This is a genomic window from Streptomyces sp. NBC_01450 (assembly GCF_036227505.1).
In the GTDB taxonomy this organism is placed as follows: Bacteria; Actinomycetota; Actinomycetes; order Streptomycetales; family Streptomycetaceae; genus Streptomyces.
Map to the genome: position 1 here is coordinate 9,707,042 of NZ_CP109480.1, position 13,141 is coordinate 9,720,182.

General features: G+C 71.2%; 11 protein-coding genes and 1 pseudogene. 4 read left to right on the forward strand and 8 right to left on the reverse strand.

Features of this window, described 5'->3' with window-relative positions:
• Positions 1–464: 464 nt before the first annotated feature.
• On the forward strand, positions 465–1,400 hold the full coding sequence (locus tag OG568_RS43280) for a hypothetical protein (protein WP_329535499.1): 936 nt from the start codon (positions 465–467) through the stop codon (positions 1,398–1,400).
• Between the two features lie 108 nt (positions 1,401–1,508).
• Here OG568_RS43280 and OG568_RS43285 read toward each other — a convergent pair whose 3' ends face one another.
• A complete protein-coding gene (locus tag OG568_RS43285; protein WP_266580049.1) occupies positions 1,509–1,907 on the reverse strand; it encodes a VOC family protein in 399 nt (132 codons plus the stop codon).
• A gap of 151 nt (positions 1,908–2,058) precedes the next feature.
• Here OG568_RS43285 and OG568_RS43290 point away from each other — a divergent pair, with 151 nt between their 5' ends.
• The gene (locus OG568_RS43290) at positions 2,059–3,060 is read left to right on the forward strand and encodes a helix-turn-helix transcriptional regulator (RefSeq protein ID WP_329535500.1); all 1,002 of its coding nucleotides are present in this window, start codon (positions 2,059–2,061) and stop codon (positions 3,058–3,060) included.
• A 105-nt stretch (positions 3,061–3,165) separates the two neighbouring features.
• Here the strand turns inward: OG568_RS43290 and OG568_RS43295 are convergent, their stop codons facing one another.
• Positions 3,166–5,595, reverse strand: coding sequence for a SpoIIE family protein phosphatase (locus OG568_RS43295; RefSeq protein WP_329535501.1), 2,430 nt, complete (start codon positions 5,593–5,595; stop codon positions 3,166–3,168).
• Positions 5,596–5,818: 223 nt separating this feature from the next.
• On the opposite strand from OG568_RS43295, the gene OG568_RS43300 reads away from it, so the two are divergent.
• Entirely contained in the window at positions 5,819–6,577 is a 759-nt protein-coding gene (locus OG568_RS43300; RefSeq protein ID WP_329535502.1) for an IclR family transcriptional regulator, read from the forward strand.
• A 98-nt stretch (positions 6,578–6,675) separates the two neighbouring features.
• Positions 6,676–7,809 (forward strand): annotated as a pseudogene (locus OG568_RS43305) (PP2C family protein-serine/threonine phosphatase); the annotation flags it as partial.
• A gap of 272 nt (positions 7,810–8,081) precedes the next feature.
• Here OG568_RS43305 and OG568_RS43310 read toward each other — a convergent pair.
• The 6 genes from OG568_RS43310 to paaA all read right to left on the reverse strand — a co-directional run bounded on the left by OG568_RS43310 (position 8,082) and on the right by paaA (position 13,104).
• Positions 8,082–8,891 (reverse strand): CAP domain-containing protein, encoded by an 810-nt coding sequence (locus OG568_RS43310; RefSeq protein ID WP_329535504.1) that lies wholly within the window; start codon positions 8,889–8,891, stop codon positions 8,082–8,084.
• A 450-nt stretch (positions 8,892–9,341) separates the two neighbouring features.
• Complete coding sequence (paaE, locus tag OG568_RS43315) at positions 9,342–10,460, reverse strand: 1,2-phenylacetyl-CoA epoxidase subunit PaaE (protein ID WP_329535505.1); 1,119 nt, start codon at positions 10,458–10,460, stop codon at positions 9,342–9,344.
• Positions 10,460–10,975, reverse strand: a complete 516-nt coding sequence (gene paaD / locus OG568_RS43320; protein WP_329535506.1) for a 1,2-phenylacetyl-CoA epoxidase subunit PaaD — start codon at positions 10,973–10,975, stop codon at positions 10,460–10,462. The genes paaE and paaD overlap by 1 nt, the downstream gene beginning before the upstream one ends.
• A complete protein-coding gene (gene paaC / locus OG568_RS43325) occupies positions 10,969–11,796 on the reverse strand; it encodes a 1,2-phenylacetyl-CoA epoxidase subunit PaaC (protein WP_266580033.1) in 828 nt (275 codons plus the stop codon). The genes paaD and paaC overlap by 7 nt, the downstream gene beginning before the upstream one ends.
• A 10-nt stretch (positions 11,797–11,806) precedes the next feature.
• Complete coding sequence (gene paaB / locus OG568_RS43330) at positions 11,807–12,109, reverse strand: 1,2-phenylacetyl-CoA epoxidase subunit PaaB (protein WP_168514190.1); 303 nt, start codon at positions 12,107–12,109, stop codon at positions 11,807–11,809.
• The gene (gene paaA, locus OG568_RS43335) at positions 12,106–13,104 is read right to left on the reverse strand and encodes a 1,2-phenylacetyl-CoA epoxidase subunit PaaA (protein WP_329535507.1); all 999 of its coding nucleotides are present in this window, start codon (positions 13,102–13,104) and stop codon (positions 12,106–12,108) included. Before paaA ends, paaB begins: the two co-directional genes overlap by 4 nt.
• Positions 13,105–13,141: the final 37 nt, after the last annotated feature.

A 13,141-nucleotide genomic window follows, 5' to 3' on the forward strand; every position in this document is an offset into this window, starting at 1 on the left:
TGCCCGCGCTGCGCGATAGCCGAACTGCTGCGTCGTCACCGGGACCTGGCCTCCTGAGCCGTTGGTGATGGCCCGACCGGGCATCGAGGAGGGCGGCGTGCTTGGCGAGGCGTCTGACGTGCGGCTGAGACGCGCGCGTCACGGCCGGAACGGCATGCCGCTCGGTCTCCGAACCGTCGGGCGCCGTGGAGTGTGTTCCGTGGAGGAAGTGGTGAACCGGTGAAGGATTGACGGGAGTTGTTAAAAGTTGGAAGAATCCAGCTCGCTTCGCCGCGTCTGAAGTGAGCGGAGCGACACAAGTGGTTTGGGCGGCATCTCTTCCGCCGGTTCTTCCATTGCTTCTCGCGTTGATCCGTGCGTTGGTCCCTCCGCTGGTTCATCCACTTCTGTCGTCCGTGTCGCCGTCCGCGTCGGTCACTCGCGCGAAGTCACCTCCCACACTCTCGATTTCACAGAGGCTCATCTTGTCGCGTTCGCAACACTCCAGAACTCTGGCTGTACTCGCCGCAACCACATTCGCCACCGTCACCGTACCCGTGCTCGGGGCGGGGGCGGCGAGTGCCACGACCGCCGGGGCGTGCGAGTCCGCCACGGTCCAGTACCGCATCGTCGGCGCCGACGGAAACGTCGTGGGCGCGGACTGGACCTCGCAGGGCGGGTTCCATCTCTGGGACACCGTCCCCGGGAGCGTCCAGGTCCGGCTCGCTCCGGGGCAGACCGTCGGGGAAGGCTGCAAGTACCCCGTGTCCCTCGCCGAATACACCACCGAGGGGCCGAACTGGTACGTCTCCGGACACCAGAGCCTGGTCGACAAGGCCACGGTCTATCTCACCGCCGACGACGTCGCCGGTGCGGACGACGCGAAGCGGACCTGGCAGAAGCTGAGCGTGAAGTCGCCGGACTGCTACGGCCAGATCGACCTGTACGGCGATGACGTCACCTACGACGGCAAGACGGGGGAGGGGCACGGTCCCCTGCCCTACGAGCCCGACAACGTCGTCACCCCCTACCACCTCATAGCGGCGTGGAACGGTGGCGAACAGCCGTGCGCCCCCGGCTCGTCGGACTCGCCCACCCCGACACCGTCGGAGTCGACCCCGAGCACTCCGGCCACGCCGGTGACGCCCTCGACCCCCGCGGGCGGACAGCCTCCCGCGTCGGAGACGACCCCGCCTCCGACCAGCCCCAAGCCCTCCACCCCGCCTCACACGACGCCGGACGTGCCCCCGCTGGAGTCGACGCCGCCGGCCACCCCCAAACCGTCGCCCAGCGACAGCGGGCCCCCGCTGGCGGAGACGGGTGCGAGCGCACCGGTCGGCACCATCGCGGGCGGCGCCGCCCTGGTGGTCGCCCTCGGCGCCGGGGCGGTGTACGCGTCCCGCCGCGCACGCCGCTCATGACAACGGCACGAGGGATCACCATCGTGGCGTAAGGCAGCCCGACGACTCCGCCTCCGCGGCCGGCACCGCTCGTGCCGTCGTGGAGGCGGAGCTGCCGCGTCCGCGTCGTCAGCGGGCGAACTTCTTGATGGCGTCCGGGCTGACCGGAGTGAAGAAGTTGACGAGGTTGCCGTCGGGGTCGCGCAACAGCAGCGAACGGTTGCCCCACGGCATGGTGGTGGGCTTGTTGACGAAGTCCGCCACGAAGCCGGTCAGGTTCTCGTACACACCGTCCACGTCGTCGACGAGGAATTCGATGATCACGGAACGGTTGTCGGACGGACGGGCGGCGTCGGGCGCGAACAGCGGGACGGTACGGGTGCCGGCGATCGCGAGAGTGGCGGATGCCGTCCTGAGCTCGGCGAAGTCCTCGTTGGACCAACTCGCCCGCAGGCCCGTCGCGCGCTCGTAGAAGTCGACGAGGCGCGCGACGTCGCCCGTGATGACGCGGATCGAGAAGAAGTCCACGGTGATGATCTCCCGGTCGGTTCGGTTCGGTTGGCTGGGTTCGGATGCGCTGGGTTCGGTTGCCCTGGGCTGCGCCGGGCCTTTCCCCGAACAAGAGGCTAGGAGGGATAGCGGACAGATTCCGCCCGGTATCGAGGGGATACTTCTGAGCATGACCCGGCCCACAGCTCGCGTGCTCACCCTGCTGGAGCTCCTGCAGTCGGGCGGCATCCGGACGGCGGCCGAACTCGCCGACCGGCTCGAGATCGACGAACGCACCGTGCGGCGGTATGTGGACCACCTGATCGACCTCGACGTGCCCGTCGAATCGGTGCGCGGCCGCTACGGCGGGTACCGGCTCGCCCCCGGCCACCGCATGCCTCCGCTGATGCTCGGCGACGACGAAGCGCTCGCCGTGCTGCTCGGCCTGATCGCCGGTCGCCGAGCCGGACCGCCGACGGCCACGGGTACCGCCAACGAGACGGCCACGGCCAAGATCCGGCGGGTCCTGCCCAAGCGCCTCACCCGACGGCTCGACGCGGTGCTCGACTCCCTCGCCTTCACCACCGCGCCCGACGAGACGGCCGCACCGGAGAGCGCGGTCCTGCTCCCGATCGCCGACGCGGTCCGCCATCGCCGGCCGGTCTCGATCAGGTACACCGCCGGAGACGGCCGGCGCAGCGCCCGCACGGTGCACCCGTACGGTCTCGTCGTCCACTCGGGCCGCTGGTACGTGACGGGTGTGGAGCCCGAGACCGGTGAGGACCGGACGTTCCGGCTCGACCGCGTCGCGGAGGTGAGGACCCTGCCCGGCTCCTTCGAGCGGCCCTCGGGGCTCGATCCGGCGCAGCGCGTCCTGTCGGGATTCGCCGAGGCTCCGTACCGGCACGAAGTGATCCTGCGGATCCAGGGGACGGTCGAGCAGATCCGCGCCCGGCTTCCGGCAAGCGTCGCGATCGTCGAGGAGCCGTCGGAGGCAGGCCGCGCGGACGGCGAGACCGAGCGCTGGTTGCGCGTCCGACTGCGGGTGGAACGGCTCGACTGGCTGCCTCCGGTGCTCGCGTCGCTCGATCGGCCTTTCGTGATCGAGCGACCGGACGAGCTCCGGGACCTCGTCGTCGCGCTCGCCGACCGGCTCGTGAACTCCGCGCGGCAGCGCCCGCCCGACGCGTGACCGATGCCGTGATCCCGCCACAACAGGCACAGCCACCACACCGGCCACAACGGACACACCGGCCACAACCACCACGGCCGGTGCCGGCGCGGGGTCGTCCCGGTGTCACGCGGGCAGCGGCTGTTCGGCCCAGATGGTCTTGCCGGTGGGGGTCTGGCGACTGCCCCAGCGCTCGGAGACCTGGGCGACCAGCAGCAACCCGCGCCCGCCCTCGTCGAAGACGCGGGCTCGGCGCATGTGCGGGGCGGTGCCACTGCCGTCCGAGACCTCGCAGATCAGCGTGGAGTCGCGGATGAGCCGTAGCTGGATCGGCGCGTCGCCGTACCGGATGGCGTTGGTGACCAGCTCGCTGACGATCAGCTCGGTGGCGAACGCCGTTTCCTCCAGCCCCCAGGTGGCCAGCTGTTCGCCCGCCACCTTGCGGGCTCCGGCGACAGCGGCGGGGTCCCGCGGCAACTGCCAGGTCCGCACCTGCTGGGAGTCGAGCGCGGAGGTACGGGCCAGGAGCAGGACGGTGTCGTCGGCGGGACGGCCGGTCAGCACGGTGTTCAGTACCTGGTCGCAGGTCTCCTCCAGGGTGTCGGCCGGGCTGCCGAGCGCCCGGCGCAGCAGCCCGAGCCCGACGTCGATGTCGCGGTCGGCGGCCTCGACCAGGCCGTCGGTGTAGAGGGCGAGCAGGCTGCCCTCGGCGAGCTCCACCTCCGTGGACTCGTACGGCAGGCCGCCGAGGCCGAGCGGCGGTCCCGCGGGCAGGTCCAGGAACCGCACGGTGCCGTCCGTCGTGACCAGGGCGGGCGGCGGATGCCCGGCGCGGGCCAGGGTGCAGCGGCGGGACGCCGGGTCGTACACCGCGTACAGACAGGTGGCCCCGATCTCTCCCGATGTCTCCCCCGTCCGCCCGCGCGCCTCGGGTCCCTCCTCCCGGTCGAGCCTGATGACGAGGTCGTCGAGCTGGGTGAGCAACTCGTCGGGGGCGAGATCGACGTCCGCGAGAGTCCGTACGGCGGTCCGCAGGCGCCCCATCGTGGCCGAGGCCTGGATGCCATGGCCCACCACGTCGCCCACGACCAGGGCGACCCGCGCGCCGGACAGCTGGATCGCGTCGAACCAGTCCCCTCCGACCTCCGCTCCCGAACTGGCCGGGAGGTAGCGGTAGGCGACCTCCACCGCGGTGAGCGCAGGGGACCGCTCGGGCAGCAGACTGCGCTGGAGCGCCAGCGCCGTGCGGCGTTCACGTGTGTAACGGCGGGCGTTGTCCACGCTCACCGCCGCCCTGGTCACGATCTCCTCGGCGAGCAGCAGGTCGTCCTGCCCGAAGGACTCCGGCGTCCGGTGCCGCAGGAAGTGCACCATGCCCAGGGTCACTCCCCGGGCCCGCAGCGGGACCATCATCACCGAGTGGATCAGGTACTTGCCCACGGTCTGGGCGCGGGCCGGGGAGGATTCGACCCACGCCCGCAGCGCCGGATCGTCCGACCGATGCCGGGTGCCCCGGCCGTCGACCAGCGTCAGCACCGGTAGTGAATCCGCCGGGTAGACAGATGTGCCGCCCGGGGGGACCACCGACTCCGGGCAGCCCTCCAGTACCGATCGCTGCGCGGCGCGGCGGACCGTGACCGGTTCGCCGGGCGGTACCGACTGGGGCTCCTCACCCTGCGCCACGGATTCCAGCAGATCCACGGTGACGAAGTCCGCGAACCCGGTCACGGCCACCTCGGCCAGCTCCTCGGCGGTCCGGGTCACGTCCAGCGCGCTGCCGATACGGAGGCTGGCGTCGTTGAGCACGGCCAGGCGGCGGCGGGCCCAGTACTGCTCGGTGGTGTCGAGCACGGCCGCCGACATCCCTTGCACCGCGCCGGTCTCGTCCTTCAGCGGCGACAGGAACATCGACCACGCATGCTCCCGGGTCTCGCCCGGAGCCTGGCCGTGCTGCTCATGGAAGATCACCTCGCCGGTGCGCAGCACCTCCCGTTGGAGGCGGTCGTACTCGTCGAAGGGCCAGCTCGGCTCGATACCCCACAGAGTCAGACCCCGCATCTCCTCCTCGGTCCTGCCCATCACCTGCGTCATGGCCTGGTTGGCGGCGACGAGCCGCGCCTCGCGGTCGTAGACGGCCACCGGCAGCGGGAGCTGTGCCAGCGTGCAGTCCCACATCGCGGCCGCATTCGGGTCGGACGGTCCGGCAGGGTTCGTCAGCGTCGCACCGGTCACGAGCCAGAGCCTCCTGCGCGCCGCGTCCACCAGCGGCGCTCCCCGCAGCCGCACCACGACACGGCCCCCCTCCCGGTGCCGCAGTGCCACCTCGGTGGCCCACTGGCGTCCGTCGGCGATATGGCGCCGCGCGGAGGCGGGCAGGTCGGCGGCGAGCAGGTCGGTGGCGGGGCGGCCCACGATCTCGTCGGCTTCGTATCCCAGCAGCTGCCTGGCTCCGGCACTCCACACGACGACCGCCCCACGGGCGTCGATGACGGCCGCGGAGTCCTCCGGTACCGGCCACGGCGCCGTTCCTGCGGATGCGACGTGCTCGCTGTCCATGGGCGCTTACCCTCGTCCTCGCTTCGGTGGAGGCCCGAGGGGCGCCTGGGGAGCCAGGCGTACATCACGGGCGTCCTTCTCCAGCCTCCCGCGACGCCGTTGCGCCCTCAAGCCAGGGCGCGCCGACCGTACGCCGGATCGGTGCGCGCGGTCGTGCGGGGTGGCGCACATCCGGGGTGGTGCACGCCTTGCCCGTGCGGTGTGTCCGGAGCAGGCTGGTCGTATGGGTGGTCAGGAGGGCCCCACGCTCATCACGTCGGTGCAGCGGGCGTTTCGTCTGCTGGAGGCGGTCGGCGCGCACGAGAACGGTGTGCCGGCGAAGCAGCTGGCGCGGGAGACGGGCCTGCCCCTGGCGACGGCGTATCACCTGCTGCGGACGATGGTGCACGACGGGTACCTGCGGAAACTGGACGACGGCGGGTTCGTGTTGGGGGACAAGGTGCAGTCCCTGCACAGCACGGGGCGTGGACAGGCGTTGCTGGGGCGAGTGCGTCCCGTGCTGGCCGCGTTGCGGGACGAGCTGGCGACGGCCGCGTATCTGACCTTCTACGAGGAGGGTGAGATACGGGTCACGGAGATCGTCGACGGTCCGCGGGCGCCGCGGGTGGATCTGTGGGTCGGGTGCGAGGACGCGGGGCACGCGACGGCGCTGGGCAAGTGTGTGCTGCGGGAGCTGGACGACGAGTCGCGCCGGGAGTATCTGTCGCGGCATCCGCTGTGGGATCTCACGCCGCGGACGATCACGAGTCCTGTGGAGCTGTTGCGACGGCTGGACTCCTCGCCGGTGGCTCCAGGGGTCATGGATCTGGAGGAGTACGCGCTGGGCACGGTGTGTGTCGCGGTGCCGGTGTACAGCGGGGACACGCTCGGCGCGCTGGGTGTGTCGCTGCCCGCCAGCCGGGTCTCCCGGCTGGAGGAGGTCGTGGAGCGGCTGATCCCGACCGCGAACCGCGTGACCAGGAGCCTCTCGCTCACTATCTGAAATCCCTGTCCTTGTCGCGTCCGAGCTGAACCCGTTTCCTGGATGAAACGGACATTTCCGGAGTGCGTGCGGCGCACAGTGAGGACTGCGGACGAAACATGACTCAGGCCCGAGACCATGGTGGCGACCACTGGCCGATAGGGCCGTTGAGGAACCGAGTGGCCGGTCCCGGGGCTTCGGCGCGGACACGCGCCGCCGCACACGTGGCCTCCGGTACCCCCGTACTGCCCGTGCTGATCGTTCTCGCCGTCGTGCTCGTCGACCTCTGCGGCGGAGCGGGGATGATCTGGCTGCCACTGCTCGCGGCCGGGCCGGCGCTGGCCGCCACCACCAGCGGACCGCGCGGAGTCTTCTGTGTCGGTCTCCTCGCCGTGGTGCTGGGCGCGGTGGTCGGAGCCCGGGACGGTGTCCCGGGCCGCGAACTGGTCGCCGTGCTGTCCGCGCTGGCGGCCGTCACTCTCGCGAGTGGTCTGTCCGGCGCGCTGCGAGGGCGTCGTGAACGGGTGCTCGCGGCCGTCCGCTCGGTCGCGGAGGCCGCCCAGCACGCGCTTCTCAGGCCGGTACCGGCGACAGTCGGCCCGTTCCAGGTGGCCGTCCGCTACAGCGCCGCGGCGGCGGAGGCCCGTATCGGCGGCGATCTCTACGCACTCCTGTCCACTCCGTACGGGGTCAGGATGATCGTCGGCGATGTGCGCGGCAAGGGCCTGCCGGCCGTGAGCACCGCAGCCCTCGTACTGGGTGTCTTCCGCGAGGCCGCCTACGACGAGCCCGATCTCCTCGCCGTCGTCGCCAGGATCGAGCGGAGCCTGGCGCGCAACCTCGGCTGCGACGACTTCGTCACCGCCGTGGTGGCCGGATACCCGCAGACGGGGTATCTGGAGGTGGTGAACTGCGGGCACGCGCCTCCGCTGCTGGTACGCGCATCCGGAAGCGTCGTGCCGGTGGATCCCACCCATCCGGCCCCGCCGCTCGGCCTGCGCGCTCTCACGGGTGAGACTCCCAGCCTCCAGGTGCTGCCCTTCGCCGACGGGGATCAGCTGCTGCTCTACACCGACGGGGTCACCGAGGCCCGCAACCACCGCCGTGAGTTCTATCCGCTCGCCGAGGGACTGGCGCGCCACTGGTGCGACGAGCCGGCGCGCACCCTCACCGCGCTCCACGACGAACTGCTGGCGCATGTGGGCGGCCGACTGCACGACGACGCGGCGCTGCTCCTGCTCCACAAGCCGGCCGTTCCGGCAAGGGTGGTCGCCGATCCGGTGGTTGCCGACCCGCCCGTCGCCGCCCCGGTGGTCGCCGATCCGCCCGTTCCCGCCCCGGTCGTCTCCGACCTGGGGTCCGACGCCGGTCGCGACGGCTGCCCCGGCTCCGTCCCGTCCCGGGGCAGCCGAAGCCGGGTCGTCGAGCGGACCGGCGTAGCGGCGGCCCCGGGTGTCCCGCTCGGCTCCTTCGCACAGTGCGGCCGGAATGGAGGATGCTGACGAAGGCCGCCGCGAGGCGTCGGTCAGCGGGCCGTGCCGAAGTCCTGCGTCCAGTAACTGCCGGGCTGCGCGAGCCCGACGCCGATCTCCTTGAAACCGCAGTCGAGGATGTTGCGCTTGTGGCCGGGGCTGGACATCCAGCCCGCCATGACCTGCTCGGGGGTGGAGTACCCGTACGCGACGTTCTCGCCGTACGCGCTCCAGCTGTAGCCGGCAGCCGTGATCCGTTGCCCCGGATCCGAACCGTCGGAGCCCGTGTGCGACATGTTCTGGTGGGCGGCCATGTCCGCGCTGTGATCCTGGGCGGCCTTCGACAGCTTCTCGTTCAGGGTCAGGGCGGAACAACCGACCTTGCCGCGCTCGCTGTTGACCAGGGCCAGGACGCTGGCCACGGCGGCGGACGCCGGGGCTGCCGTGGTCGTGGTGCTCGGGGACGCGGTGGCCTCTGGTGTGGCGGGTTCGGTTGAGGTGGGCGCCTCTGGTGTGGCGGGTTCCGTGGAGGCGGGTGTCGCGGGTTCCGTCGAGGTGGGTGCCTCGGGTGCGGCGGGTTCCGTCGAGGCGGGTGCTGCAGGTGTGGCAGGCGCGGTGGTGGCCTGCGAGGTCGGCTTGTGGGTGCGCGGGGTCCAGCCGCCGCCCTTCCACCGCTCCTGCAGGGACGCGTTCTGCCAGTTCCGCCCGTTCTTCGAGCCCTGCCGCTGACCGCTTGATCCGGGGTCCCCGGCGCTCTGGTCGTTCATGCATGCCATGGCGGCAGTGGGTATCGCCAGCGCGCTGAGCACGACGGCAGCGATGGTTATCTGCCGGTGGCGCGTCTTCCTGCGGTGCTTGCTCATGCGGCCTCGCTCAGTCGTCGCGGGGGCGCCACCGGTTTGGCCGGCTCGGCACGGACACTGTGCCTGAGCTGTGGTGACGCCGTCTGGGGCCGACATTGTTAAAACCTGAGTGAGTGCGCGGCAATGACCCCCCACTACTACCAGGCCTCGTAGAGCTCGAACGCCCTTGAATCGGACTCACGGGTGTGCTGACCCGGCTGACCGGAGTGCGACAACGTCTGACGCTGCGTCAGGAGGCCCCGTGTGCCCGGCGGACGGTGAGGTGAAAACACCTTTGGCGTATGTCAAAGGTGCATGCGTGCCGTATGTCTGTTTCCGGGTGGCAAGTCTGCCTATATCGCCCAGGTGTCATGTACTACCGCACCACGTTGACAGCGGAAGTCGGCGTGACGGATGTCACGCCGAGCTGCCGCAACCATTCCCGGTGGGGGCGATGTTCGACCGACCGCGTCAGCTGTCGTAGTCGACGGCGAGCGTCTCCGTGACCGGGAACGACTGACACGTGAGGACGTAGCCCGCGTCGACCTCGGCGGGTTCGAGGGCGAAGTTTCGGCGCATGTCGGCCTTGCCGTCGGTGACCAGCGCCCGGCAGGTGCCGCACACACCGCCCTTGCAGGCGAAGGGCAGGTCGGGACGGGTCTTCTGGGCGCCATCGAGGATGCTCCGACCTCGGGGCAGGGCGGAGGTCGTGGACCGGCCGTCGAGCGTGATGGTGACCTCGCTGACCGGGCCCTCGGTCGCCGTGTCCTGGTGGTGCACCTCCCGCACGGGCTCGTCGTCGGCGTAGAACAGCTCCTGGTGCACCCGGTCGCCCGGCACGCCGAGTCCGGCCAGCACCTGCTGGGCATCGCGGACCATGCCGTGCGGGCCGCACAGCCACCAGTGGTCCGCGCCCGTCACGTCGACCAGCGAGTCGACCAGCGCCGACAGCCGCGCGGCGTCCAGTCGGCCGGAGAGCACCTCGGCCTCGCGCGGTTCGCGGGAGAGGACGTGGGCGAGCTGGAAGCGGGCCGGGTAGAGGTCCTTCAGATCGGCCAGCTCGTCGGCGAACATCACGGTGTCGGTGCGCCGGTTGCCGTAGAAGAGGGTGACGGTGGAGCGCGAGTCCGCGGCCAGGACCGACTCGGCGATGGAGAGCATGGGGGTGATGCCGGAGCCCGCAGCGATCAGCACGTGGTGGCCAGGGGCGGTGAGGTCGGGTGTGAAGGCGCCGGTCGGGGCCATGACCTCGACCGTGTCACCGGGGCGTACCTCCCGCACCAGCCACGCGGAGAACAGGCCGCCCGGCACCACCCGCACCCCGATGCGCGGCACGGATCCGGCCGGAGAGCAGATGGAGTACGAGCGGCGCTCGTCACGGCCGTCGACCTCGCGCCGCAGGGTGAGCGACTGCCCGGGGGCGAAGGCGAACTCCTCGGCCAGCTCCGCGGGGATGTCGAAGCTGACCGCGGCCGCGTCCTCGCACAGGGGGTGCACGGCGGCGACCCGCAGGGAGTGGAAGGCCGGCCGACGGCGGGTACGCGGGCGTACCGCCGGGGCGGGGGCGGCCGACTCCAACAGGTCGTCCATCAGATCTCCTTGACGTACTCGAACGGTTCCAGGCAGGCGCGGCAGCGCCAGAGCGCCTTGCAGGACGTGGCGGCGAAGCGGGAGGTCTCCTCCGTGTCCGCCGAGCCGCAGCGCGGGCAGGGTACGGCGGTCCGCCGGGAGGTCAGCACGAGCGGCACCGGACCGGCCGGGCGCCGCGGTGCGGCGCCGGGCGGGGCGATTCCGTGTGCGGCGAGCTTGCGGTGGCCCGCCGGGGTGATCCAGTCGCTGGTCCACGGCGGGTCGAGGACGGTACGGATCTCGACGCGCTCGTACCCGGCGGCGGTAAGCCGTGCGGCCACGTCGGCGCGCATCTCCGCCATCGCCGGGCAGCCCGAGTAGGTCGGCGTGAGGCTCGCGACGACCGTGCCGTCGGGGCCGAGCGACACCTCGCGCAGCACGCCCAGGTCGGCGAGGGTGAGCATGGGCATTTCCGGGTCGGGCACCTGTTCGGCGATGTGCCGGGCCCGTCGCACGTCGGTCAGTACGGTCACCATGTCGCCTCCGGGTGGGCGCGGGCCACGCTCTGCAACTCGGTCAGCAGCGGTGCCAGATGCTCGGTGTGCTCGCCCGCGCGTCCGGAGCCGGGCAGCGGCCGGTACGCGGGCATGGGCAGCCCGCCCGCCTCGGTGACCTGACGCAGCACGGCGACGACCTCGTCCCGTACGTCGTGGGCCGTGAACAACTCGCCCAGGTACGGGGCGACCTGCTCCAGGGCCGCACGCATCCTGCGGTGGGACTCCGCCGTGCCGTCGCCGAGCCGCACCGCCCACTCGGCCGCGTACTGGCGGTGGTAGGTCAGTTCCTTGACGCCCTTCGCGGCGATGGCGGCGAGCACCGGGTCGGGGTGCGAGGCGAGCTGTTCGAAGTGCGCGAGCCGCCAGCTGGACAGCGCCAGGAGCCGCACGACGGAGAACGCGAAGTCGCCGTTCGGGAGTTCGGCCAGGCGTACGTTGCGGAAGTCGTCGGCGTCGCGGAAGTAGGCGTACGCGTCCTCGTCGCGGCCCGTGCCGTCGACCTGGCCGGCCCGGGCGTAGAGCAGACGGGCCTGGCCGAGCAGGTCGAGGCCGATGTTGGCGAGCGCCACCTCCTCCTCCAGTTCGGGGGCGCGGGTGGTCCACTCGGCCAGCCGCTGGGCGCACACGAGCGCGTCGTCGGCGAGCGCGACGCAGGAGGCCGCCAGCTCCGCGGCGTCGAGCCCGTCCGGCACGGTGGTGTCGACCCCGTGCAGGGGGTCCTCGAAGCCGGTGCCGTACGCCCAGCGGGTGTCGTCCTCGTGTCCCTCGGCGAGGGTCAGGTAGACGTGGTCGTCACTCATGCCCTGCTCCTCAGATGTGCGGGACGTCGTCGGGGATGTCGTAGAACGTCGGGTGGCGGTAGACCTTGTCGGCGCTCGGCGCGAAGAAGGGGTCCTTCTCGTCGCGGGTGGAGGCGGCGATGTGCTCCGAGCGCACCACCCAGATGCTGACGCCCTCGTTGCGACGGGTGTACAGGTCACGCGCGTGGGTCAGGGCCATCGTGTCGTCGGCGGCGTGCAGCGAGCCGACGTGTACGTGGTTCAGTCCGCGCTTGCCCCGTACGAACACCTCGTACAGCGGCCAGCCGTCCTTCTTGCCGTCGGTGTCGCTCATGCCGCCGTTTCCTTCCGGGCTCGCTCACTCTGCTTGGCCGCGTGGGCGGTGGCCGCCTCGCGGACCCAGGCGCCCTCCTCGTGGGCCGTCCGCCGCCGGGAGATCCGCTCGGCGTTGCACGGTCCGTCGCCCTTGATGACGCGCATCAGCTCGTCCCAGTCCGGGGTGCCGAAGTCGTGGTGTCCGCGCTCCTCGTTCCAGCGCAGCTCGGGGTCGGGCAGGACGACGCCCAGCTTCTCGGCCTGCGGCACGGTCATGTCCACGAAGCGCCGGCGCAGTTCGTCGTTGCTGTGCCGCTTGATCTTCCAGGCCATGGACTGGGCCGAGTTGGGCGAGTTGTCGTCGGGCGGGCCGAACATCATCAGCGACGGCCACCACCAGCGGTCCACCGCGTCCTGCACCATCGCCCGCTGGCCGTCGGTGCCGCGCATCATCGTCAGCAGCAGCTCGTACCCCTGGCGCTGGTGGAACGACTCCTCCTTGCAGATCCGCACCATGGCTCGCGCGTACGGACCGTACGAACTCCTGCACAGCGGCACCTGATTGCAGATCGCCGCGCCATCGACGAACCAGCCGATCACGCCGACGTCGGCGAAGCTCAGGGTGGGGTAGTTGAAGATCGACGAGTACTTCTGCCGGCCCTCGATCAGCCGCTCGGTGAGATCGGCGCGGTCCGCGCCCAGGGTCTCGGCCGCCGAGTACAGATACAGCCCGTGCCCGGCCTCGTCCTGGACCTTGGCGAACAGGATGGCCTTGCGGCGCAGTGACGGAGCGCGGGTGATCCACTCGCCCTCCGGCTGCATGCCGATGATCTCCGAGTGCGCGTGCTGCGCGATCTGCCGGATCAGCGTCTTGCGGTAGCCGTCCGGCATCCAGTCGCGCGGCTCGACCCGCTGGTCGCGGGCGACGGTCGCGTCGAAGTGTTCCTGGAGCCGCTCTTCGGCCGCCGGCCCGACGCCGTCGGCGCCCGCGGCGGCGGAGTGTGTCGTGGTCATCGATACCAGCTTCCCTACCGACCATTCGTTCGGTTCC

Bases quoted from the DNA above. Each gene is read 5' to 3' on its own strand.
- OG568_RS43290 (WP_329535500.1), top strand. From the start codon at position 2,059: ATGACCCGGCCCACAGCTCGCGTGCTCACCCTGCTGGAGCTCCTGCAG.
- OG568_RS43295 (WP_329535501.1), bottom strand. From the start codon at position 5,595: ATGGACAGCGAGCACGTCGCATCCGCAGGAACGGCGCCGTGGCCGGTA.
- OG568_RS43300 (WP_329535502.1), top strand. From the start codon at position 5,819: ATGGGTGGTCAGGAGGGCCCCACGCTCATCACGTCGGTGCAGCGGGCG.
- OG568_RS43310 (WP_329535504.1), bottom strand. From the start codon at position 8,891: ATGAGCAAGCACCGCAGGAAGACGCGCCACCGGCAGATAACCATCGCT.
- paaE (WP_329535505.1), bottom strand. From the start codon at position 10,460: ATGGACGACCTGTTGGAGTCGGCCGCCCCCGCCCCGGCGGTACGCCCG.
- paaD (WP_329535506.1), bottom strand. From the start codon at position 10,975: ATGGTGACCGTACTGACCGACGTGCGACGGGCCCGGCACATCGCCGAA.
- paaC (WP_266580033.1), bottom strand. From the start codon at position 11,796: ATGAGTGACGACCACGTCTACCTGACCCTCGCCGAGGGACACGAGGAC.
- paaB (WP_168514190.1), bottom strand. From the start codon at position 12,109: ATGAGCGACACCGACGGCAAGAAGGACGGCTGGCCGCTGTACGAGGTG.
- paaA (WP_329535507.1), bottom strand. From the start codon at position 13,104: ATGACCACGACACACTCCGCCGCCGCGGGCGCCGACGGCGTCGGGCCG.